The following is a 22,178-nucleotide window of genomic DNA, read 5'->3' as shown; positions in this document are numbered from 1 at the left end:
GGCTTCCCCCCTCAGGCGCGTTCAGCCTTACTTAACAGTCTTAAAAGCCGGCGCTACTTAACCAACCCTCACTACTGAAAGCCACCTGCAGTTACAGTTTCCACATATCCCGATTCAGCCTGAAGCTCGAAAGATATACAAGCAGGCGGGAAAAATTCATGAATCGGTTTGGCCCTAAAGCGTAAAGCGCCATTTTCATTAGCTTGTTAACTATCAAAAACTTGCTTTTGTTACTTTCAATATCACCAAAACCAGTCGGTTGGTACCCCGACTTGTCGCTGATCAAATAGTTCTTCTTTGCAAATGCTGCTACAGGTCCATTCGAATCAAACGGATCATGACCACGAGGCAGATCATTCAAAACACTCGCATATGCACGTCGCAAAGTTGGCGATACATAATCGCCATTAGACATATAGTCAAAACCATATCTGGTTTTCGAAATCGGAATTTTCAAACGCTGCAATGACTTATTGTAGCGATGGGCCAGTTCAGAATAGTCAGTTCGCCCAGTCTCTCTGTCGGCAAATTCGCGCTTGCTCAATAAATCTGGATTTTTTTCGTCAAAGGAGCTGAAGTGGAAAAAAATCAGACGGTATTCGTTATTAATCAAATACCCGCCCTGCGGATTTACGGAAACTACGCGCTCATGCGCATTCCAGAAGGCCACATTAAAACCAAGATCAAAAGAGATATGCAGCTTCGGAAAAAAACACGGAGCAATACTCACCCACTTTTGATCAGTTGATAATCCAAATTGAGTTTCAAAATAACAAAGATCAAGACAGCGCTCGTTCCACCAATTCAGGAATTTGACACTCTCCGACGAACTATTAACTGCAAAAAACCCCAAGTTAAACGAGCCAAAACGCATCATACCCACATCACCTTCCGGATGAGGAGTTACATAATGCGGCGTAAGAATTATCTCTTCTTCATCAAGAAGATTCAGAATAGGATCAAGCGAGTTAAACAAGCACGTATCAGGATCCAAAAATATTACTTTCTGCGCTGACTCCAGCAGCCTTAGCGCTAACCAGGGTTTCAGGCTAGTACTAAATTCGGTAATATCATATTTAAATGCGTAATGACTGAAGTTTTCTAAACCAAGATCCTCAACCCATTCAAAATCTGCCAAATCATGCGGCAGATCGCCTTCAATTTTCTTATCAAATATAAAGATCTTCAGCTTCGGGTGATTGAAAGCCGCGAGCGACTCAGCCAACACCAAAGCTTTCGGCAAATAAGCCAAATTACAGACGGTGAAAACTTTGTAACCTGTATTTTCTACGCTGTCTGAATTAGACATTTTTATTACGCCTCCAGAAATTGGCAACCCGCACATAAACTTGAGTAACGAGGTAAATAGAAAACAACCGAACGAAAACCTTCAAAAATTTCCACTCACCATTCAGCAGCGAGTATGTAATCAACCTGACGCTGGAAACAGAAGTATCCACGATACGCTTGAACGAATATGGCCTGAACTGATATTCTTTTCCTAGGAATGAGTAAATACTGTCTTCTTGCTCCGTGACATGATCAAAACCTGGCGTGTATGAGCACTCCCCGATCTTCATGTTGTTCTTGGAGGAATCAAGGCAAAACTTATAATCAACACCATCAACAAAATAGCTATGGTCATGCCATCCCAATTTTTTAAGGTTCTTTAAAAAATAAAGGCTTCCGCTATTGATGGCCAAAAGAACATCTCTCAGTCCGTCATTCGTAGCGTCTTTGTCGACATTTTTGGCGTTGAATAAGAAGGCGCTGTATTCCGAAACAAGATGTTTTTTATCTGAATAAAATTGCTCTACGAAATCCAAAGTTTCTTTGCTGAATCCCGTATCCTGATCGAAAAACATCAATGCTTGGAAATTATCTGCCTCCGCCTGAGCACAAACTGTAGAAATGCCATACCCCAGACCGACATTATTGCCACATGTAAAATACTCGATACCTTCTTGATTCTTGGCTAGCTGCTTTACAGAATCATTAGAAGGTGAATTGTCGAATATATATACGCTGTGACCTGCCTCCACGGCCATCTTCAGCCGACCCAGCAGATTTTCACCAGCGTTGTATACAACTATCCCTATGGCTACTTCGCGGCGCATATGGCCCCCTTCTTGTTCCCTGAAAACACATTGCGCGCTAGCACAAACATTAAAGACATATCAATGAATGCCCTCATCACCCAGACCACAACCGCTCCAATCAGGCCGAAATTATGCACAAAGATAAATAGGCAGGGGAAATATATAAAAAATTCTGCCAAATGCACGAGTGCCGTGCCCTTCACATTTCCTGCCGCTTGCGCGGCGGCATGAGGAACTTGTGCGATGGAATTGAACAGAATCCCGACAGCCAATATCGATGCGAGACGCCAGGAGTGCTCGGCAAAATCCTGCCCCAGCCACAGCGTCATTCCCCACAGTGACCCTACGGATGCAACAGAACATATAACCAACATCACAACCGCGATGAGCAATGCAGATTTTTTGAAAAGCCTTTCCGCAGCCGCGATATCTACCGCAATCAGCGCCGACAACTTGGGAAACAGCGCAGCAGTTAACGCCGCTGGAAGTATTAAAAACCTGATCAAAACTTCAAATGGCACAGTGTAATAAGCCACCAAACTGGCGCCCACAACAGATGAAATAACAAATCTGTCCGCAGTTACCATTAAAGGGCTGATGAGATTCGACAAGGTCATCCAAGAACCGAACGTCAGCAACCCCCTCACCTCTTCAGGATGGGATTTCGGTTTGATCCAATAGAATTTTGTTTTCTGACGAACCAAGTAGGCGTGTGCCAAGAAAACGATAAATCTAGACAAGACCAGACTCGCTACCATCCATTCTAACATCGGCCCCCAAATCAGCACTGTGATAGCCGGCATGCCAAAATTTGCCAACCCAAGCAACACTCTCAAAAGATTGACGTTGCCAAACTCTTCATAGGCTTCCAGCACCCCCCTTAGACCGGACGTCAGTGTAGTCAAAGGTATGCCCACAGAGGCTATCAAGAGAGATATGACAACATCATGCTGTAACTCAGGGCTGACACTCAACCATCGCATCCCTAAGGGAAATGCTGTACACGCAAGCAGTACCCCGCCAAAAACTCCAGCCGCCAAAACCATGACAAGACCGAGATTTATAATTCTTGAAACTTCTTCGTTCGTCCCACCGGCGAGTTTTTTAGCAACGGTTTGAGTTAACGCACGACCGAGACCGAAATCAAACAAGCTAAAATAGCCTATCAAAACCCAGACAAGAGTTAAAATTCCGAATATCTCAACACCCGCGCTGTTCAGCAAGAAGGGTATCGTCACAGCCCCCAACAAAAATGGGGCTCCACTGCCTAGCAAGTTCCACAATGTATTCTTTCTAAGAGACATTCTAATAGCTCACGTAATGAAATCATGCGGCCTCCGAACGACTCCAGAGTCCCGGCGTGGATTGCATTCCTCCGGATCACCGCCGAGTCGGCGGTAAACCTTATTTTGTCAGATCCCTGCCAATCTAACAGGCCCGCCTCGCCGGCCAAACATTCTCACGCGATACCGGGACCTCTTCAGTATCTTCTCTAAGAGTTGGATAATTGCGTGAAGCTATGACAAAACTAGGCACCCTTTTTGGTCAGTACCAAATAACGAATCAATGCAACCATGACGCCTAGTACCGTGCCCAGCAGCAGTCCCAGAAGAATGATCAGGCCTTTCTTTGGCTTGATGGGGCGGTCTGGTTGTTCGATAGGACCATCTTGCCGGTAAACAGAAACGGTCTCTGGACTAACCTGCAGATCTTGATAAAAACTTTGCTTGATCTGCAACGCTCTCAGCTTTTCGATGAAGGGGTCATCAGACTTACGATTTTCCAGGTTTTCGATTTCAGCTTTGAGCGCTTTGCTACCACGCATGTAAGTCAACTGTCCATCCATTGCCGCAGACACCTCAGCAGACAGGTTGCTAGAGATAATGGGTGGGTTTTGCAGACCAATTGCCTCGGCAATCGTAAGCGCTTCTCGCAATCGCGTAATAGAGTCCTGGCGGATTCGGCTCTCGGTCTCCTGAATGGTGCTGATCTGCTGACCGAGGTTCCGGGCCCGGACCTCCGCTTCGCGCGTAGTGTTTCTTATCATTTCGTTCTCGGCAGCACTACCCGCCCTGGCTGCAAATGTTTTCACCCACTCAGTGACTTGGGCGGCGTCCTCACCCTCTGCGGCGATTGAATAGCGATCTGGCTGCTCCTTGGTAGGAAAACCGATAGTCAGCTCTCTCAAGAATTTGGAATACAGTACATCTTGCGAACCACCGCGCTCGGACTCTGAGAGTGAAGGCAGGTAAGTGTCCTTAAAAAAGGCGCGACGCAATGTTTCGCTCTGCAGGCAACGTGTGAACACGTCATAGACATCTTTGATCGTAAAAGGTGTCAGTTCTGAGTCTCTGGTCCGCCCGTAGTTAAAATCGGCAATTCCGTTCAAGGTAGGCGGCTGGAGATAAACGCGGGCCTCATAGACAGGCTTACTGACGAATGCATACGTTGCAGCTGCCAGTGTTACGATCAAGGCAACGCCCACGATCAAAAATTTTTGAGCCCACAACGCCACAACCAGTTCATACAGGTTGATCTCATTCATGCCCTGCGTGTTTGCCGGGTTGTTCGCCATATCAGGTTTAACCTTTTCAATATTTCGGTGGATTGGATGCAAATGTCATCCTCTTCAGCATCCATTTATCAGCTTCTGCCTCCCCCATCTGACGCACTGCCATCAGATTCCTTGCGGGCGAGAATCGAACAATGGAAGTCGCGCACTGGCATCCTCCAAAAATCGGTAAAACTTGATGATTTGAGATCAGTAGCAGGTTCTGTTGCTTCCCGCAGATCAGCATCGATACAGGCAATACATATCCTGAACTTTTCTTCTCCAAGACATCACCATCATCTACCGGTGCAGTAATCTATCCCAGGGAACCTTGTCACAGGGATGGATTACTGCATACGTAGGTGCTTAGCGACTTGGATAACCGCTCAGACATCAAGTCTCTCGATTCAATGGGAAGGATTATCCAGCAATTTCTGCAGATACTGACCATAGCCCGTTTTCTTCAATGCCGCTGCTTGAGCGGCCAACTGGTTGGCCGTGATCCAACCGCTGTTGTAAGCGATTTCTTCGAGGCAAGCGACTTTCAGGCCCTGCCGTTGCTCAATTGTATGCACGAAGTGGCTTGCCTCAAGCAGGGAGTCGTGTGTCCCTGTATCCAACCAAGCAAAGCCCCGGCCCAGCATTTCAACATTCAGGGCGTTTTTCGTAAGATAGGCACGATTTACATCGGTGATTTCCAGCTCACCACGCTCAGAAGGTTGAATGCTCTTTGCAATTTCCACGACTTCGTTATCGTAGAAGTACAAACCAGTGACTGCGTAGCTGGATTTTGGCTTAAGCGGCTTCTCTTCGATGCTTAAAGCGCGACCAGACTTATCAAACTCGACAACACCAAAGCGTTCCGGATCGGAAACATGGTAGCCGAACACCGTCGCGCCATGTTGCTGGGAGGCGGCTGAGCGCAAGTTGTCGGAAAAGTGCTGACCGTAGAAAATATTATCTCCCAGAATCAGGCAGCAAGGATCCTTACCAATGAACTCTTCACCGATGATGAAAGCTTGTGCCAGGCCATCAGGGCTAGGCTGCTCTGCATAGGTGAGTTTGATACCGTAAAGACTGCCGTCACCCAGAAGTTTTTTGAAACATGGAAGATCTTCAGGAGTCGAGATGATCAGAATTTCACGCATACCCGCGAGCATTAGTACCGACAAAGGATAGAAAATCATCGGCTTATCGTAAATCGGTAGCATTTGCTTCGAAACACCCAACGTAAGTGGGTGGAGCCGAGTGCCTGAGCCGCCTGCGAGAATGATTCCTTTACGATTTGTTGTAGTCATTTGTTCAAAACTTCCATAAGCATTCGGGATACGCCACTTTGCCAATCCGGCAAGTGCAAAGAAAAATTGTCACGCAGCTTCCGAGTATTCAGTCTCGAATTCAAAGGACGGCGTGCAGGCGTTGGGTACTCAGTAGTATTTATGGGATCTACAGCTTTGACAGCGAGCTGTTCGGCGTTGGCCTTGGCGAATTCGATCACGTAAGTTGCGTAGCCATGCCATGAAACCTCACCGCTTGCTGCCAAGTGGTATAGACCTGACAGTTCTGGGCGCAGCACAACTTGCTGGATCGCTAACGCCGTCACATCTGCAATCAGATCGGCGCCCGTGGGCGCCCCTATCTGGTCAGCGATGACATTTAATGTTTCGCGATCTTTAGCCAGTCGAAGCATGGTCTTGGCAAAGTTGCTTCCACGAGCACCGTATACCCAACTGGTGCGGAATATCAGATGCTTGCATCCGGATTCAATGACCGCTTGCTCTCCCGCCAACTTGCTGGAGCCGTAATGATTTACGGGGGCGACGGCATCAGTTTCCTGCCAAGGCGTAGAACCCTCCCCGTTGAAGACGTAATCGGTGGAGTAGTGAATCAGCCAGGCACTCATCGCTGCAGCTTCTTCTGCCATGACCTTAGTTGCCAGACCGTTAACCGTGTCTGCCAATTCCGTTTCCGACTCTGCCTTGTCCACGGCGGTGTACGCGGCGGCGTTGACGATGATGTCAGGCTTGACCTGACGAATCGTCGCGCGCAATGCGTCGAGATCAGAAAGGTCGCCCGACAAGCCATCATGTGTTTGACGATCCAGTGCGATCAGCTCACCCAGTGGAGCGAGGGAACGTTGGAGCTCCCATCCGACTTGACCGTTTTTGCCCAACAGGAGGATTTTCATGCTTTGCCCGAGCGATCCGAGTAGTTCTGGTCGATCCACTGCTGGTAGCTTCCGCTTTTAACGTGCTCTACCCACTCCGCATTACCCAGATACCATTCAACCGTCTTGCGAATGCCGGTTTCGAAGGTCTCTTCCGGCGTCCAGCCCAGCTCCCGCTGGATTTTGCTGGCATCGATAGCGTAGCGCTGGTCATGCCCAGGACGGTCCTGAACGTAGGTGATCAGGCTGGCATGCGGACGATGTGCGGAGTCTGGACGCAGTTCATCGAGCAATGCGCACAAAGTGTGCACCACTTCGATGTTTTGCTTTTCGTTATGTCCGCCGATGTTATACGTCTCGCCAATTACGCCTTCGGTGACGACTTTATAAAGTGCACGGGCATGATCCTCGACGTAAAGCCAGTCACGTACCTGATTGCCTTTACCGTAAACAGGGAGAGGCTTTCCTTCCAGCGCATTGAGGATGATCAGCGGGATCAATTTCTCGGGGAAGTGGCACGGGCCGTAGTTGTTCGAGCAATTGGTCACCAGTGTTGGCAGACCGTATGTGCGCGCCCAAGCACGGACCAGGTGATCGGAACTGGCCTTGCTGGCGGAGTACGGCGAGCTCGGCTGGTAGGGTGTCGTTTCGGTGAAAAGATCTTCGGGACCTTCCAGGTCTCCATATACTTCATCAGTTGAAATATGATGAAAACGGAAACTGGCTTTACGCGTATCTTCTAGCGCCAGCCAGTAATGCCGTGCGGCTTCCAGCAAGGTGTATGTGCCGATGATATTGGTCTGGATGAATTCAGACGGACCGGAGATGGAACGATCGACATGAGACTCTGCGGCCAGGTGCATGATCGCGTCCGGCTGGTGTTCGCGCAAAACCCTATCGACCTGGTCACGGTCACAAATATCAACGCGCTCGAATGCATACCGGGCGTCTTGGCTGACCCCTGCCAAAGACTCAAGGTTACCGGCATAAGTGAGCTTATCGACGTTCACGACAGAGTCGGAAGTCTTGGAGATGATATGACGGATCACCGCCGAACCAATGAATCCGGCGCCGCCGGTTACGAGAATTTTCACGCGAAAACATACCCTTGAGTTACTGACAGGGCCGCCAACCGAGCACTGTCTAATCCATTAATGCAAAAGCCGGCAATGAACCGAGGCTACTTGCAGAGTCAGTCTGCCCGACCTCGGAACCAGCCGCTTTCGGACAAGCGAAGCATTTTACAGCTTAATGACTTTTTTACTAATGGATGTAGACAAGCAGCGGCTAAAGGAAAACACATTTTTCGACACCGGCCATGCTCAACCGGGATATTTGGACCGTACGGATTTGCGCTTGATGAACCAACCCAGGAATGGCCCGATCAACATACCCATCAGTAGGGCGCAAAGCATCGCCAGTGAAACAGGTAGCTGAGGTCCTGACCAACCAAGGAACAGCAAGGAAACCGATTGCTGGTTCTCGAGCACGAATGCGAGAGTCGCAAGAACCAGCAACAGGACAAATACTGCCAGCACCACGCGCTTCAAGTTACGCATCAGCAACTCCTTGAAAATCAAAGGCTGTCAAACCCCCTCCTCCTCATCTTCATTCACCCGATCCCGCAGCTCCTTCCCCGGCTTGAAATGCGGAACGAACTTGCCATCCAGGCTAACCGACTGCCCGGTCTTGGGATTGCGCCCTACCCGCGGTGCGCGGTAGTGCAATGAGAAGCTGCCAAAACCCCGGATCTCGATTCGATCCCCGGTGGCCAGGCATTGGGACATTTGTTCAAGCATGGTCTTGATGGCCAGCTCTACATCCTTGGATGAGAGCAGCCCTTGATGGGTGACAATTCGTTCGATCAACTCCGACTTCGTCATATTTTTCCCTTCTTTTTCAAGCAGCTAGATCAGCGCTTCAAAGGTTTTAGCACGCTCGGAGCCATTTGAACAGTCCAAGATTTGACATATCGTTACCGGCTTTGAGTCGCCCTATTTGCGGGCGTCTCAAGCTGGCGGGCCGCTTGTTCTGTCACCTGCAAATCACCAGCATGGTGCGTGTCAGGTAGCCTGCGGGATTAAAACCGAATGGGTATTCATCCTCGTCCTTGGCGTCATCCGACCTTGCAATAACCTTGTAGCCTGCCGCTTTGCATTCCTTGTCGGCGCGCTTGCGGCATTTCTCCCAACCCGAGCCCAGGCCAGAGCAATCGATCTCTATCCCGCTGACACCACGCACCGCATGGGTCTTGGCGCTGGTGGTGCAGCCTGCCAGTGCCAGTACTGCTATGGCGACCATGAGCTTGTTCATGCACTTCCTTATTAGTCAGGCACCCTACCGGAGGGTGCTTGCGCCCTATGCTCTAGAGTAGCTGCAAATAAGCGATTGATCCTGTTAAAGAAAGGGACAGTTTGGTGGGGGTGTTGGTTCAGCGGATGATGCGCGTGGGGCCGATAAAGATCAAAAGATCAGAAGATCAAAAGATCAAAAGATCAAAAGATCAAAAGATCGCAGCCTTCGGCAGCTCCTACGGGGGGGATTGGGGATATTTCGGGATTGAGGGGGAATTGGGGGATAGGGGGGGGGTTACTGAATTGCGGGCACAAAAAAGGGCGACCGAAGTCGCCCTTTTTCTATGGTCTGACAGAACTTAGTTCTGTTTTTCCATTTGTGCACGCAACAGGTCGCCCAGAGTGGTAGGACCAGGAGCAGCGGTGTCCGAAGCTGGCTTGTCGCGCAGGCTTTGGATTGCTTCTTTCTCTTCTTCAACGTCTTTCGACTTGATGGAGAGCTGGATTACACGGCTCTTACGGTCAACGCTGATGATCTTGGCTTCTACTTCTTCGCCTTCTTTCAGAACGTTGCGCGCGTCTTCAACGCGGTCACGGCTGATTTCGGAGGCTTTCAGAGTCGCTTCGATATCGTCGGCCAGAGTGATGATGGCGCCTTTAGCGTCAACTTCTTTCACGATGCCTTTAACGATTGCGCCTTTGTCGTTCTCTTGAACGTACTCGGAGAACGGATCGCTTTCCAGTTGCTTGATGCCCAGGGAGATGCGCTCGCGCTCTGGGTCAACCGACAGGATAACGGTGTCCAGCTCGTCGCCCTTCTTGAAGCGGCGAACGGCTTCTTCGCCCACTTCGTTCCAGGAGATGTCGGACAGGTGAACCAGACCGTCGATGCCGCCGTCCAGACCAATGAAGATACCGAAATCGGTGATCGACTTGATGGTGCCGGAGATTTTATCGCCCTTGTTGAACTGGCCAGAGAAATCTTCCCATGGGTTAGATTTGCACTGCTTGATGCCGAGGGAGATACGACGACGCTCTTCGTCGATGTCCAGAACCATAACTTCCACTTCGTCGCCGACTTGTACGACTTTCGAAGGGTGGATGTTCTTGTTGGTCCAGTCCATTTCGGAAACGTGTACCAGGCCTTCAACGCCTTCTTCCAGCTCAGCGAAGCAGCCGTAGTCGGTCAGGTTGGTTACACGAGCGGTAACGCGAGTGCTTTCTGGGTAACGGGCTTTGATAGCAACCCATGGATCTTCGCCCAGCTGCTTCAGGCCCAGGGAAACACGATTGCGTTCGCGATCGTACTTCAGAACCTTGACATCGATCTCGTCGCCAACGTTGACGATTTCCGATGGATGCTTGATGCGTTTCCAAGCCATGTCGGTAATGTGCAGCAGGCCATCGACGCCACCCAGATCGACGAATGCGCCGTAATCGGTGAGGTTCTTGACGATACCTTTGACTTGTTGGCCTTCCTGCAGGGATTCCAGCAGAGCTTCACGCTCAGCGGAGTTCTCGGCTTCGAGGACGCTACGACGGGAAACGACAACGTTGTTGCGTTTCTGGTCAAGCTTGATGACCTTGAATTCCAGCTCTTTGCCTTCCAGGTGCGTGGTATCGCGCACAGGACGGACGTCAACCAGGGAACCTGGCAGGAACGCACGGATGCCGTTAACGTCGACAGTGAAGCCGCCTTTAACCTTACCGTTGATAACGCCCTTGACCACTTCCTCAGCTGCGAAGGCTGCTTCCAGAACGATCCAGCACTCGGCGCGCTTGGCTTTTTCACGGGACAGCTTGGTTTCACCGAAACCGTCTTCTACCGAGTCCAGAGCAACGTGAACTTCGTCACCGACATTGATAGTCAGATCGCCAGCGTCGTTGTAGAACTGCTCAAGCGGGATGAGTGCTTCAGACTTCAGGCCAGCGTGAACGGTTACCCAGCGAGCTTGGTAATCGATATCAACGATAACACCGGTGATGATGGAGCCTGCCTGAAGGTTCAGGGTTTTTAGGCTTTCTTCAAAGAGTTCCGCAAAGCTTTCGCTCATTTTAATTCCTGAGTATAAGGGCGAAGAATACGCCCATCTCCACATCCCAGACGACGTGGGTTACGTTCATTTAAAGAAGCACTGCAGGACTATGACTGGTCCCCTGTTGCGCTTCTTGGTCACCCGGCGATATCGCGAATGGCGATCTCGCTCATGATGCGTTGCAGCACCTGGTCGATGGATAATTCCGTGGAATCCAGCTGTATGGCGTCAGCCGCCGGCTTGAGCGGGGCTACCGCTCGCTGGGTGTCACGCTCGTCGCGGACACGTATCTCATCTAGCAGACTCGACAGACTAACACCATCGACTTTCCCCTTCAACTGCAAGTATCGACGGCGCGCACGCTCCTCGGCACTGGCGGTGAGGAAAATCTTCAATGGCGCGTCCGGAAAAACCACCGTACCCATGTCGCGGCCATCGGCTACCAGCCCCGGCGCTTCCTGAAAAGCCCGCTGGCGCTGCAGCAGGGCATCGCGCACGGCCGGCAAGGCGGCCACTTGGGAAGCCCAGGCGCCGACCTGTTCGTTGCGCAAGTCATCGGTCACATCGTCACCTTCGAGGATGATGCGCTGTGGATGACCCTCGGTTGCGCCGACGAACTGCACGTCCAGATGAGCGGCCAGCAGCTTCAGCGACTCTTCATTGGTCAGGTCGACACCGTGATTGCGTGCGGCAAAAGCCAACAGGCGGTACAGCGCACCGGAATCCAGCAGGCACCAGCCCAGGCGCTTGGCCAGTATGCCGGCGATGGTGCCCTTGCCCGACCCGCTTGGGCCGTCGATGGTAATGACCGGTGGCTTGATGTTCACGACTGAGCCTCTTGAGCAACGCGGATGCCGACCTGCGCGCACAGCGCGAGGAAGTTGGGGAACGAGGTCGCGACGTTCGCGCAATCATGGATGCGAATCGGCGCGGTGGCGCGCAGCGACGCAACGCTGAAGGCCATGGCGATCCGGTGGTCGCCGTGACCGTGCACTTCGCCGCCGCCAATCAGGCCGCCGTCGATGATAATGCCGTCCGGGGTCGGTTCGCATTTCACGCCCAGCGCCAACAGGCCGTCGGCCATGACCTGGATGCGGTCCGACTCCTTGACCCGCAGTTCTTCGGCGCCACGCAGGATGGTCCGACCTTCGGCGCACGCAGCTGCGACGAACAATACGGGGAACTCGTCGATCGCCAGTGGAACCAGCGCTTCCGGAATCTCGATACCCTTGAGCTTAGCTGCACGAACGCGCAGGTCCGCCACCGGCTCGCCGCCCACTTCACGCTGGTTCTCCAGGGTGATGTCGGCGCCCATCAGGCGCAGGATGTCGATCACGCCGGTACGGGTCGGGTTGATGCCGACGTGCTCGAGCACCAGCTCAGAGCCCTCAGCGATCGACGCTGCCACCAGGAAGAACGCCGAAGACGAGATATCGCCCGGCACTTCAATGTGGGTAGCGGTCAGTTTGTGCCCGGATTCGACCGACGCGGTAGCACCCTCGACGCTGACCGGGTAGCCGAAGCCACGCAGCATGCGCTCGGTATGGTCGCGAGTCGGTGCCGGCTCGGTGACGGTGGTCTTGCCTTCGGCGTACAGACCAGCGAGCAGCAGGCAGGATTTAACCTGGGCACTGGCCATTGGCATGGTGTAGGTCAGGCCTTTGAGCTTGTTGCCACCGCGAATGACCATCGGCGGACGACCTTCAGCCGCCGTCTCGATCACTGCGCCCATTTCGCGCAGCGGGTTGGCGACGCGGTTCATCGGGCGCTTGGACAGCGAGGCATCGCCGGTCAGGGTGCTGTCGAAGTCCTGCGCAGCCAGCAGGCCGGACAACAGGCGCATCGAAGTACCGGAGTTACCCAGGTAGATCGGGCCTGGTGCAGGCTTGAGGCCATGCAGGCCGACGCCATGGATGGTCACGCGCCCATGGTGCGGACCTTCAATCACGACGCCCATGTCACGGAAGGCTTGCAAGGTCGCCAGGGCATCTTCACCCTCGAGAAAACCTTCCACTTCGGTGACGCCTTCGGCGAGGGAGCCGAGCATGATCGAACGGTGGGAAATCGATTTGTCGCCTGGTACTCGAATCCGCCCAGTCAGGCGGCCACCAGGTTGTGCCAGGAAAATCAGGTCGTTGGAGTTCATAGCGTCCACATAAGCCCGGCGGGCCAGGATTTTACTGAAATGTTCGCGGGCAACCCGGGCGCGAGTGAATACGCCCAACAATTGGTGCCCATCCCCTGCATCGACCGCGTCGCGCAAGGCGTCGAGGTCGCTGCGAAATGTATCGAGTGTGCGCAGGACAGCTTCGCGGTTGGCGAGGAAGATGTCGTGCCACATGACCGGGTCGCTGCCCGCGATTCTCGTGAAATCGCGGAAACCGCCGGCAGCGTAACGGAAGATCTCAAGATTTTCATTGCGCTTGGCCAATGAATCGACCAAACCGAATGCGAGCAGGTGCGGCAAATGGCTGGTAGCCGCCAATACTTCATCGTGACGCTCGACCTGCATATGCTCGACATCGGCACCCAGTTCGCGCCACAGGCGATCGACCACCGCCAAAGCGGCCGGATCCGTTTGCGCAAGCGGCGTCAGGATGACTTTATGACGACGGAACAGCTCGGCATTGGAGGCTTCCACCCCGCTCTGCTCGGAACCGGCAATCGGATGCCCCGGCACGAAGTGCGACGGCATGCCGCCGAACGCCTCGGTGGCCGCACGCACCACGTTGCCCTTGGCGCTGCCGACATCGGTCAGGATCGCCTGGCCCAGGTCCATGCCGGCCAACCGGACGAGCATTTTCTCCATGGCCAGGATCGGCACGGCGAGCTGGATCACGTCGGCGCCCTGACAGGCCAGCGCCAGGTCTTCTTCGCAGCGATCCACCACACCCAGCTCAACCGCCAGTTTGCGCGACTGCGGATCAAGATCGACCCCCACCACTTCACGGCACAGGCCACTTTCGCGCAGCCCCTTGGCAAAGGAACCACCGATCAAGCCCAGGCCGACCACCACCAGGCGCCCGATCATAGGCGCCGCAGGTTGCAGTGCAGTGACATCAACCACGGGCCAGAACCTTGGTCAGCGCCTCGAGGAAGCGGCTGTTTTCGGCAGGCAAGCCGATGGTGATGCGCAGGTGGTTCGGCATGCCGTAGTTGGCCACCGGCCGCACGATCACGCCTTCACGCAGCAACCCCTGGAAGACCGGCGCCGCGACGCGACCCAGGTCCACGCAGATGAAGTTGCCTTTGGACGGGATCCAGCTCAGTCCCAGCTCACGGAAACCCGCTTCCAGCTGCTGCATGCCGGCTTCGTTCAGGCGTCGGCTTTCAGCCAGGTAGTCGCTGTCCTGCAACGCCGCACAGGCCGCGGCGAGGGCGAGGCTGTTGACGTTGAATGGCTGGCGCACCCGATTGAGCACATCGGCCACTACGGCGGTAGACAACCCGTAGCCAACGCGCAGCGCCGCCAGGCCATAGGCCTTGGAGAAGGTACGCGACACCAGCAGGTTCGGGTAAGCCGCCAGGTAGTCGAGGCCGTCCGGCAGGTCGCTGCCTTCGGCGTATTCGATGTAGGCCTCGTCCAGCACGACCAGCACATGCTCCGGAACGTCCTGGAGGAATTCATCCAGGGCTTCGGCGCCGAACCAGGTGCCGGTCGGGTTGTTCGGGTTGGCGATGAAAATCACTCGGGTATTGGCATCGATCGCCGCCAGCATGGCCGTCAGGTCGTGCCCCCAGTCTTTCGCCGGGATCACTCGCGCCTCGGCGCCAACGGCCTGGGTCACGATCGGATAAACGGCAAACGCGTGCTCGCTGAATATCGCGTTCAGGCCCGGCGCCAGGTAAGCCCGCGCAACCAGTTCGAGGATGTCGTTGGAACCGTTGCCCAGGGTCACCTGATCCAGTTCGACGCGGCACTGTTGGGCCAGCAGGGTCTTGAGGGCAAAACCGTTGCCGTCCGGATAGCGGGTCAGCTCGGCCAGCGCTTCGCGGATCGCGGCCAGGACCTTGGGACTGGCGCCCAGCGGGTTTTCGTTGCTCGCCAGTTTGACGATGCTGGCCGGATCGATGTCCAGCTCGCGTGCCAGTTCGTCCACGGGCTTGCCCGGAACGTAAGGCGAAAGTTGTTGCACGCCCGGCTGTGCCAGAGCGAGGAAGTTACCACTCATGTGCTATCGCCCTTAGAGAACTGCTTTGGGGTAGGAGCCCAGCACTTTAAGCGCCACGGCTTCCTGACTGATCTTTTCCAGTACACCCTTGATCAACGGATCACGGTGATGGCCGACGAAGTCGATAAAGAACACATAGGTCCATTTACCACTGCGCGAAGGACGCGTCTCGATTCGAGTCAGGTCGATGCCATTGTCGTGGAAAGGCACCAGCAGCTCGTGGAGCGCGCCCGGCTTGTTGCTCATGGAAACGATGATCGAGGTCTTGTCATCACCGGTCGGCGGCACTTCCTGGTTGCCGATCATCAGGAATCGCGTGGAGTTGTCCGGGCGATCCTCGATTTTCTCAGCCAGGCGCGTCAGCCCGTACAGGCCTGCGGCCATGTCACCGGCAATCGCCGCCGAGTTCCACTCGCCCTTGACCCGCTTGGCCGCTTCGGCGTTGCTGGAAACCGCCACGCGCTCAACGTTCGGGTAGTGCGCATCAAGCCACTTGCGGCACTGGGCCAGGGACTGGGCATGGGAATAGATGCGGCTGATACTGTCGGTCTTGGTGTTTTCACCGACCAGCAGGTGGTGGTGGATGCGCAGCTCGACTTCGCCACAGATCACCATGTCGTGTTCCAGGAAGCTGTCAAGGGTGTGGTTGACCGCGCCTTCGGTGGAGTTTTCCACCGGCACCACGCCAAAATTCACCGCCCCCGCCGCCACTTCCCGGAACACTTCATCGATCGCCGCCATCGGCTTGCTGATCACTGCGTGGCCGAAGTGTTTCATGGCAGCTGCCTGGGTGAACGTACCCTCAGGGCCGAGGTAGGCCACTTTCAGCGGCTGCTCGAGGGCCAGGCACGAGGACATGATTTCGCGAAACAACCGCGCCATCTCTTCGTTGCCCAGCGGCCCCTGGTTACGCTCCATCACGCGCTTGAGCACCTGGGCTTCACGCTCAGGACGATAGAACACCGGCACTTCGCCTTCGGCCAGGGAGGCCATCTTTACTCGCGCAACTTCCTGGGCACACCGTGCACGCTCGCTGATCAGCTCCATGACCTTGGTGTCCAGGGCGTCAATGCGAACGCGCAGTGCCTTGAGTTCTTGCTCAGACATTAGCCGTGTTCCTTCTCGAACTCTGCCATGTACGAAATCAGTGCGTTGACCGCAACGATATCGACGGCGTTATAGATGGAGGCGCGCATGCCGCCCACGGAACGATGGCCCTTGAGGTTCAGCAGGCCACGTTCGTCGGCACCGGCCAGGAACGGCTTGTCGAGACGGTCGTCCGCCAGGCGGAACGGCACGTTCATCCACGAGCGGTCGGATTTGTTGATCGGGTTGCTGTACAGACCGCTGGCATCGATGAAGTCATACAGCGTGCGCTGCTTCACTTCGTTGAGCTTGCCGATGGCCTCGACGCCGCCCTGCTCCTTGAGCCATTCGAACACCAGGCCGGACAGGTACCAGGCCAGAGTCGGCGGGGTGTTGTACATCGAGCCGTTGTCGGCAGCGACCTTGTAGTTGAGCATGGTCGGGCACAGGGAACGGGCGCGCCCGAGCAGGTCTTCGCGAACGATGTTGACCACGATACCGCTCGGGCCGATGTTCTTCTGGGCGCCGGCGTAGATCATGCCGAAGCGCGACACATCGATTGGACGCGAGAGGATGTCCGAGGACATGTCGGCAACCAGTGGGACGTCGCCGGTTTCCGGGATCCACTGGAATTCCAGGCCGCCGATGGTTTCGTTCGGGGCGTAGTGAACGTAGGCCGCGTCTTTGGACAGCTGCCACTCGTTCTGGCCAGGAATGGCGAAGTAGTCGTAGGGCTTGGCAGTACCGGCAACGTTGACGTGACCGTAGCGCGAAGCTTCTTCGATGGCTTTTTGCGACCAGATACCGGTGTCGATGTAGTCGGCAGAGCCGCTTTCCGGCAGCAGGTTCAGCGGAATCTGGGCGAATTGCTGGCTGGCGCCCCCCTGCAGGAACAGCACTTTGTAGTTGGAGGGGATATTGAGCAGATCACGCAGATCCTGCTCGGCCTTGGTGGCGATGGACACGAACTCATCGCTGCGATGGCTCATTTCCATGACCGACAGGCCCTTGCCATGCCAATCAAGGAGTTCACCCTGAGCGCGCTTCAGGACAGCTTCAGGAAGCGCCGCAGGACCGGCACAGAAGTTATAGGCTCTCTTGCTCACATCCAATCTCGCTCTGATTTGGTGGTAGTCACGCAATAGTACGGTGTGATCGTCCCGCGAATGGCTGGCGCGATCAACTGTAGGAGCGAGCTTGCTCGCGATGGATTCGAAGACGCCGGGTTTAATCAGAAAACCCGCGTCATCGTTGACGTCCATCGCGAGCAAGCTCGCTCCTACAGGCATCATTAATTCCAGAGAGACAAACAACAAGGGGGCGAATTTTCATCCGCCCCCCTGTGTGCCCGCTTATTCCTGCGGTTCTTCGTCAGCAGCGGCATCGAGTTGCTGGTCTTCACCAGCGTCGTCGATCACGACTTCACCGTCGAACACTGCACCTTCTTCACCTTCTTCCAGTTCTTCGCCCTCGACTTCCGACGGCTCCTGAACCCGCTCCAGGCCTACCAGCGTTTCGTCGCTGGCCAGCTTGATCAGGGTCACGCCCTGGGTGTTACGACCCAGGCTGGATACTTCGTCGACTCGGGTACGAACCAGGGTGCCCTGGTCGGAAATCAGCATGATCTCCTCGCCATCGAGCACCTGAACCGCGCCAACCAGGCGGCCGTTGCGATCGTTGCTGACCATGGCGATGACGCCCTGACCACCACGCTTGTACTCAGGGAACTCGGAAATCGCCGTGCGCTTGCCGTAACCACGCGCCGAAGCGGTGAGGATCTGGCTGCCTTCTTCAGGGATCAGCATCGAAATCAGCTTCTGCCCTTCTGGCAGGCGCATGCCGCGCACGCCGCGGGCTGTACGGCCCATGGCACGTACGTCGGATTCCTTGAAGCGAGTGACCTTGCCGCCGTCGGAGAACAGCATGACTTCACGCTCGCCGTCGGTGATCGCGGCGCTGATCAATACGTCGCCTTCGTCCAGCTCCAGCGCGATCAGGCCAACGCTGCGTTGACGGCTGAAGGATTCCAGCGGGGTCTTCTTCACGGTGCCTTTGGCAGTCGCCATGAAGATGAAGTGACCTTCGGTGTATTCCTCGACCGGCAGCATGGTGGTGATGTATTCATCACTGTCCAGCGGCAGCAGGTTGACCAGCGGACGACCACGGGCAGCGCGGGACGCTTCCGGGATTTCGTAGGTTTTGAGCCAGTACACCTTGCCTTTGCTGGAGAACAGGAGGAGCGTGGTGTGGCTGTTGGCAACCAGCAGGTGAGCGATGTAGTCCTCATCCTTGACGCCGGTGGCCGACTTGCCTTTACCGCCACGACGCTGGGCCTGGTACGCAGCCAATGGCTGGGTCTTGGCATAGCCACCATGGGAGATGGTCACGACACGTTCTTCTTCCGGGATCATGTCACCCAGGGTCAGGTCGAGACGGGCATCGAGGATTTCGGTGCGACGCACGTCGCCGTATTCGGCGCGAATCACTTCCAGCTCTTCGCGGATCACTTCCATCAGGCGCGTGGCGCTGTTGAGGATGCGGATCAGCTCGCCGATCTGGTTGAGAATCTCCTGGTATTCGGCCAGCAGCTTCTCGTGCTCCAGACCGGTCAGGCGGTGCAGGCGCAGTTCCAGGATGGCTTGCGCCTGCTCTGGCGACAGGAAGTACTTGCCTTCGCGCAGGCCGTATTGCGGGTCCAGGGTCTCTGGACGGCAAGAGTCAGCACCGGCGCGTTCGACCATCGCAACCACGGCGGAAGATTCCCACGCAGTTTTGATCAGGGCTTCCTTGGCTTCCGATGGTGTCGGCGAAGCCTTGATCAGGGCGATGACCGGGTCGATGTTCGACAGGGCAACCGCTTGACCTTCCAGGATGTGACCACGTTCGCGGGCTTTACGCAGCTCGAACACGGTACGACGGGTAACGACTTCGCGACGGTGACGAACGAAGGCTTCCAGCAGGTCCTTGAGGTTCAGGATCCGCGGGCGGCCGTCGATCAGCGCGACGATGTTGATACCGAACACTGCTTGCAGCTGGGTCTGCGCGTAGAGGTTGTTAAGGATCACCTCAGGCACTTCGCCGCGACGCAGCTCGATCACGACGCGCATACCGTCCTTGTCGGACTCGTCGCGCAGTTCGGTGATGCCTTCGAGCTTCTTCTCTTTGACCAGCTCGGCGATCTTCTCGATCAGGCGGGCCTTGTTCAGCTGGTAGGGCAGTTCGGTGATGACGATCTGCTGGCGACCACCGACCTTGTCGATGTCTTCGATCGTGGAGCGGGCACGCATGTAGATGCGCCCGCGACCGGTACGGTAGGCTTCGATGATGCCGGCGCGACCGTTGATGATCGCGGCGGTCGGGAAGTCCGGACCTGGGATGTATTGCATCAGCTCATCGATGGTCAACTCAGGGTTGTCGATGAGGGCCAGGCAACCGTCGATGACTTCACCGAGGTTGTGTGGCGGGATGTTGGTCGCCATGCCCACGGCGATACCGCTGGAGCCGTTGACCAGCAGGTTGGGAATACGGGTTGGCATGACCGCCGGGATCATTTCGGTGCCGTCGTAGTTCGGCACCCAGTCCACGGTTTCTTTATGCAGGTCAGCCAGCAGCTCGTGCGCCAGCTTGGTCATGCGCACTTCGGTATATCGCATGGCCGCGGCGTTGTCGCCGTCCACCGAACCGAAGTTGCCCTGGCCGTCTACCAGCAGGTAGCGCAGCGAGAATGGCTGCGCCATCCGAACGATGGTGTCGTACACCGCGGTATCACCGTGCGGGTGATACTTACCGATCACGTCACCGACAACACGGGCAGATTTCTTGTACGGCTTGTTGAAGTCGTTGCCCAGCTCGCTCATCGCGAACAGCACACGCCGGTGCACGGGCTTCAAGCCATCGCGCGCATCCGGCAGTGCCCGCCCGACAATTACGCTCATTGCGTAGTCGAGGTAGGACTGCTTCAGCTCGTCTTCGATATTGACCGGGAGGATTTCTTTGGCCAGTTCGCCCATGAGAAGCCTGATTCCTTTTTCTGGTGAAACCTCGTCACATCCATATGGGACGAACGAAGCTCGCCGCTGCAGGCTGAGTGCCATGCACCGACTTACGACAAATCACGAGTTATGACATGGATCTGCGCAGTAAAGGCAGCCGCATCGGGCTACCTTGGAAACCGCCGAATGTTATCACAAGAGCCGCCACGCACCTATCCCCCTGATGCGCATGGAGTGTAGTTAGTTGACTGGTGGCGGGCTTGAAGGAGACGAGAGAGGCTCAGAGCTGCTGAAAATGCAGAATCAGGCGCCGAATTACGAAGGTTTACTGACTTTCAGACCCTAATCGCCAGCAGGCTGGCTCCCACATTGATCTGAATCGATCACAAACCCTGTGAGAACCAGCCTTACTGACTTTCAAACCCTAGTCGCCAGCAGGCTGGCCCCGCACTGATCTGAATCGATCACAAACCCTGTGAGAACCAGCCTTACTGACTTTCAAACCCTAGTCGCCAGCAGGCTGGCCCCGCACTGATCTGAATCGATCACAAACCCTGTGGGAGCCAGCCTGCTGGCGATGGCGTCCCGTGGAACGCCACGAATAATCAATGCAGACGCTTGCGGCACATCAACTGCGCCATCTTCGCGGTGTCCGGACGCTCGACAATGCCTTTTTCAGTCACGATCGCATCGATCAGGTCCGCAGGCGTCACGTCAAACACCGGGTTGAACGCATCGACATCGGCCCCGACCCGCTTGCCGCCGACTTCCAGCAACTCGCGCCCGTCACGCTCCTCGATCGGAATGTCGTCGCCGCTCGCCAGTTGCATGTCGATGGTCGAACTCGGCGCCACCACCATGAAGCGCACGCCGTGGTGCATGGCATTGACCGCCAGCTGATAGGTGCCGATCTTGTTCGCCACATCGCCATTGGCCGTGATCCGGTCAGCGCCGACGATGACCCAGGTAATGCCCTTGGTCTTCATGATATGCGCTGCCGCCGAGTCGGCATTGACCGTCACCGGGATGCCTTCATTGGCCAGCTCCCAGGCCGTCAGCCGGGAGCCCTGCAGCCATGGCCGGGTTTCGTCGGCATAGACGCGCTCGACCATGCCTTCGATGAACGCACCGCGGATCACCCCCAGCGCCGTGCCGAACCCGCCAGTGGCCAGCGCGCCGGTGTTGCAATGGGTGAGGATCGCCTGGGCGTTACCTTGGTGCTTGCGGATCAGGTCCACACCCAGTTGCGCCATGGTCAGGTTGGCTTCGCGATCACTTTCGTGAATGGCAATGGCTTCAGCTTCCAGTGCCGCCAGCGGGTCAGCCTGACTCTTCACGCGATCAAGCCGGTCATGCATGCGCCCCAGGGCCCAGAACAGGTTGACCGCAGTAGGTCGAGAGTCGGCCAGCAGGGCAAAATCCTCTTCCAGCGCCGCATACCAGTCGCCGCCTTGGGCAACCCGGGCGCGCGCCGCCAGCACGATGCCATAGGCCGCACTGATGCCAATCGCCGGAGCGCCACGCACCACCATCGATCGAATGGCCTCGGCGACACCGGCGGCGTCGGTATAGGCGATCCAGGTTTCCTCGAACGGCAGAACACGCTGATCCAGCAGGTACAGGGCGCCATCGCGCCAATCGATGGCCTTCACTTTCTCCGCAGCCAACAGTCGATCGCGCATTATTCACCCCGCACTCAGAAACAAAGCCGCCGATTATAGCGATCCCCCCGCCAAGACGCTCGGGTATACTTCGCCATCCTTTACAAAAGCCCTGGAACC

Annotated in this window: 18 protein-coding genes; all 18 read right to left on the bottom strand. The window is 55.6% G+C overall.

Features of this window, described 5'->3' with window-relative positions; genetic code table 11:
* Window positions 1-91 precede the first annotated feature (91 nt).
* Complete coding sequence (locus EQV97_RS23160) at window positions 92-1,309, bottom strand: putative nucleotide-diphospho-sugar transferase (protein ID WP_240890127.1); 1,218 nt, start codon at window positions 1,307-1,309, stop codon at window positions 92-94.
* Complete coding sequence (locus tag EQV97_RS23155) at window positions 1,302-2,117, bottom strand: glycosyltransferase (protein WP_225569114.1); 816 nt, start codon at window positions 2,115-2,117, stop codon at window positions 1,302-1,304. Before EQV97_RS23155 ends, EQV97_RS23160 begins: the two co-directional genes overlap by 8 nt.
* The gene (locus tag EQV97_RS23150; protein WP_240890126.1) at window positions 2,102-3,403 is read right to left on the bottom strand and encodes a flippase; all 1,302 of its coding nucleotides are present in this window, start codon (window positions 3,401-3,403) and stop codon (window positions 2,102-2,104) included. Before EQV97_RS23150 ends, EQV97_RS23155 begins: the two co-directional genes overlap by 16 nt.
* 224 nt (window positions 3,404-3,627) lie before the next feature.
* Window positions 3,628-4,674: a Wzz/FepE/Etk N-terminal domain-containing protein gene (locus tag EQV97_RS23145; RefSeq protein WP_225569112.1), complete on the bottom strand. Its 1,047-nt coding sequence runs from the start codon at window positions 4,672-4,674 to the stop codon at window positions 3,628-3,630.
* Between the two features lie 383 nt (window positions 4,675-5,057).
* Window positions 5,058-5,948 carry a glucose-1-phosphate thymidylyltransferase RfbA gene (rfbA, locus tag EQV97_RS23140; RefSeq protein ID WP_225569111.1) on the bottom strand — a complete coding sequence of 297 codons (891 nt, stop codon included), beginning with the start codon at window positions 5,946-5,948 and terminating at the stop codon, window positions 5,058-5,060.
* Entirely contained in the window at window positions 5,945-6,838 is an 894-nt protein-coding gene (rfbD, locus tag EQV97_RS23135) for a dTDP-4-dehydrorhamnose reductase (RefSeq protein WP_225569110.1), read from the bottom strand. Before rfbD ends, rfbA begins: the two co-directional genes overlap by 4 nt.
* Window positions 6,835-7,911, bottom strand: coding sequence for a dTDP-glucose 4,6-dehydratase (gene rfbB / locus EQV97_RS23130; RefSeq protein WP_225569109.1), 1,077 nt, complete (start codon window positions 7,909-7,911; stop codon window positions 6,835-6,837). Before rfbB ends, rfbD begins: the two co-directional genes overlap by 4 nt.
* 228 nt (window positions 7,912-8,139) lie before the next feature.
* Window positions 8,140-8,376 carry a LapA family protein gene (locus EQV97_RS23125; protein WP_045060269.1) on the bottom strand — a complete coding sequence of 79 codons (237 nt, stop codon included), beginning with the start codon at window positions 8,374-8,376 and terminating at the stop codon, window positions 8,140-8,142.
* Window positions 8,377-8,403: 27 nt separating this feature from the next.
* Window positions 8,404-8,700: an integration host factor subunit beta gene (gene ihfB, locus EQV97_RS23120; RefSeq protein ID WP_003218804.1), complete on the bottom strand. Its 297-nt coding sequence runs from the start codon at window positions 8,698-8,700 to the stop codon at window positions 8,404-8,406.
* Between the two features lie 151 nt (window positions 8,701-8,851).
* A complete protein-coding gene (locus tag EQV97_RS23115) occupies window positions 8,852-9,130 on the bottom strand; it encodes a hypothetical protein (RefSeq protein WP_045060271.1) in 279 nt (92 codons plus the stop codon).
* A 340-nt stretch (window positions 9,131-9,470) separates the two neighbouring features.
* Complete coding sequence (gene rpsA, locus EQV97_RS23110; protein WP_045060593.1) at window positions 9,471-11,165, bottom strand: 30S ribosomal protein S1; 1,695 nt, start codon at window positions 11,163-11,165, stop codon at window positions 9,471-9,473.
* Window positions 11,166-11,284: 119 nt separating this feature from the next.
* Window positions 11,285-11,974 carry a (d)CMP kinase gene (gene cmk, locus EQV97_RS23105; protein WP_045060592.1) on the bottom strand — a complete coding sequence of 230 codons (690 nt, stop codon included), beginning with the start codon at window positions 11,972-11,974 and terminating at the stop codon, window positions 11,285-11,287.
* Window positions 11,971-14,178: a bifunctional prephenate dehydrogenase/3-phosphoshikimate 1-carboxyvinyltransferase gene (locus tag EQV97_RS23100; RefSeq protein WP_240890207.1), complete on the bottom strand. Its 2,208-nt coding sequence runs from the start codon at window positions 14,176-14,178 to the stop codon at window positions 11,971-11,973. The genes cmk and EQV97_RS23100 overlap by 4 nt, the downstream gene beginning before the upstream one ends.
* A 28-nt stretch (window positions 14,179-14,206) precedes the next feature.
* Complete coding sequence (hisC, locus tag EQV97_RS23095; protein ID WP_122838022.1) at window positions 14,207-15,319, bottom strand: histidinol-phosphate transaminase; 1,113 nt, start codon at window positions 15,317-15,319, stop codon at window positions 14,207-14,209.
* Between the two features lie 12 nt (window positions 15,320-15,331).
* The gene (pheA, locus tag EQV97_RS23090) at window positions 15,332-16,426 is read right to left on the bottom strand and encodes a prephenate dehydratase (protein ID WP_007908404.1); all 1,095 of its coding nucleotides are present in this window, start codon (window positions 16,424-16,426) and stop codon (window positions 15,332-15,334) included.
* A complete protein-coding gene (gene serC, locus EQV97_RS23085) occupies window positions 16,426-17,511 on the bottom strand; it encodes a 3-phosphoserine/phosphohydroxythreonine transaminase (RefSeq protein ID WP_240890125.1) in 1,086 nt (361 codons plus the stop codon). The genes pheA and serC overlap by 1 nt, the downstream gene beginning before the upstream one ends.
* A 246-nt stretch (window positions 17,512-17,757) precedes the next feature.
* Window positions 17,758-20,415, bottom strand: coding sequence for a DNA gyrase subunit A (gene gyrA, locus EQV97_RS23080; protein ID WP_045060588.1), 2,658 nt, complete (start codon window positions 20,413-20,415; stop codon window positions 17,758-17,760).
* Between the two features lie 587 nt (window positions 20,416-21,002).
* Window positions 21,003-22,079: an S-methyl-5-thioribose-1-phosphate isomerase gene (gene mtnA, locus EQV97_RS23075; RefSeq protein ID WP_122838021.1), complete on the bottom strand. Its 1,077-nt coding sequence runs from the start codon at window positions 22,077-22,079 to the stop codon at window positions 21,003-21,005.
* Window positions 22,080-22,178: the final 99 nt, after the last annotated feature.

This window comes from Pseudomonas sp. TMW22090 (assembly GCF_022496665.1).
GTDB classification, from domain to species: domain Bacteria; phylum Pseudomonadota; class Gammaproteobacteria; order Pseudomonadales; family Pseudomonadaceae; genus Aquipseudomonas; species Aquipseudomonas gregormendelii.
The sequence above is the reverse complement of the archived record's forward strand: the minus strand, read 5'-3'. Positions and strand labels throughout refer to the sequence as shown.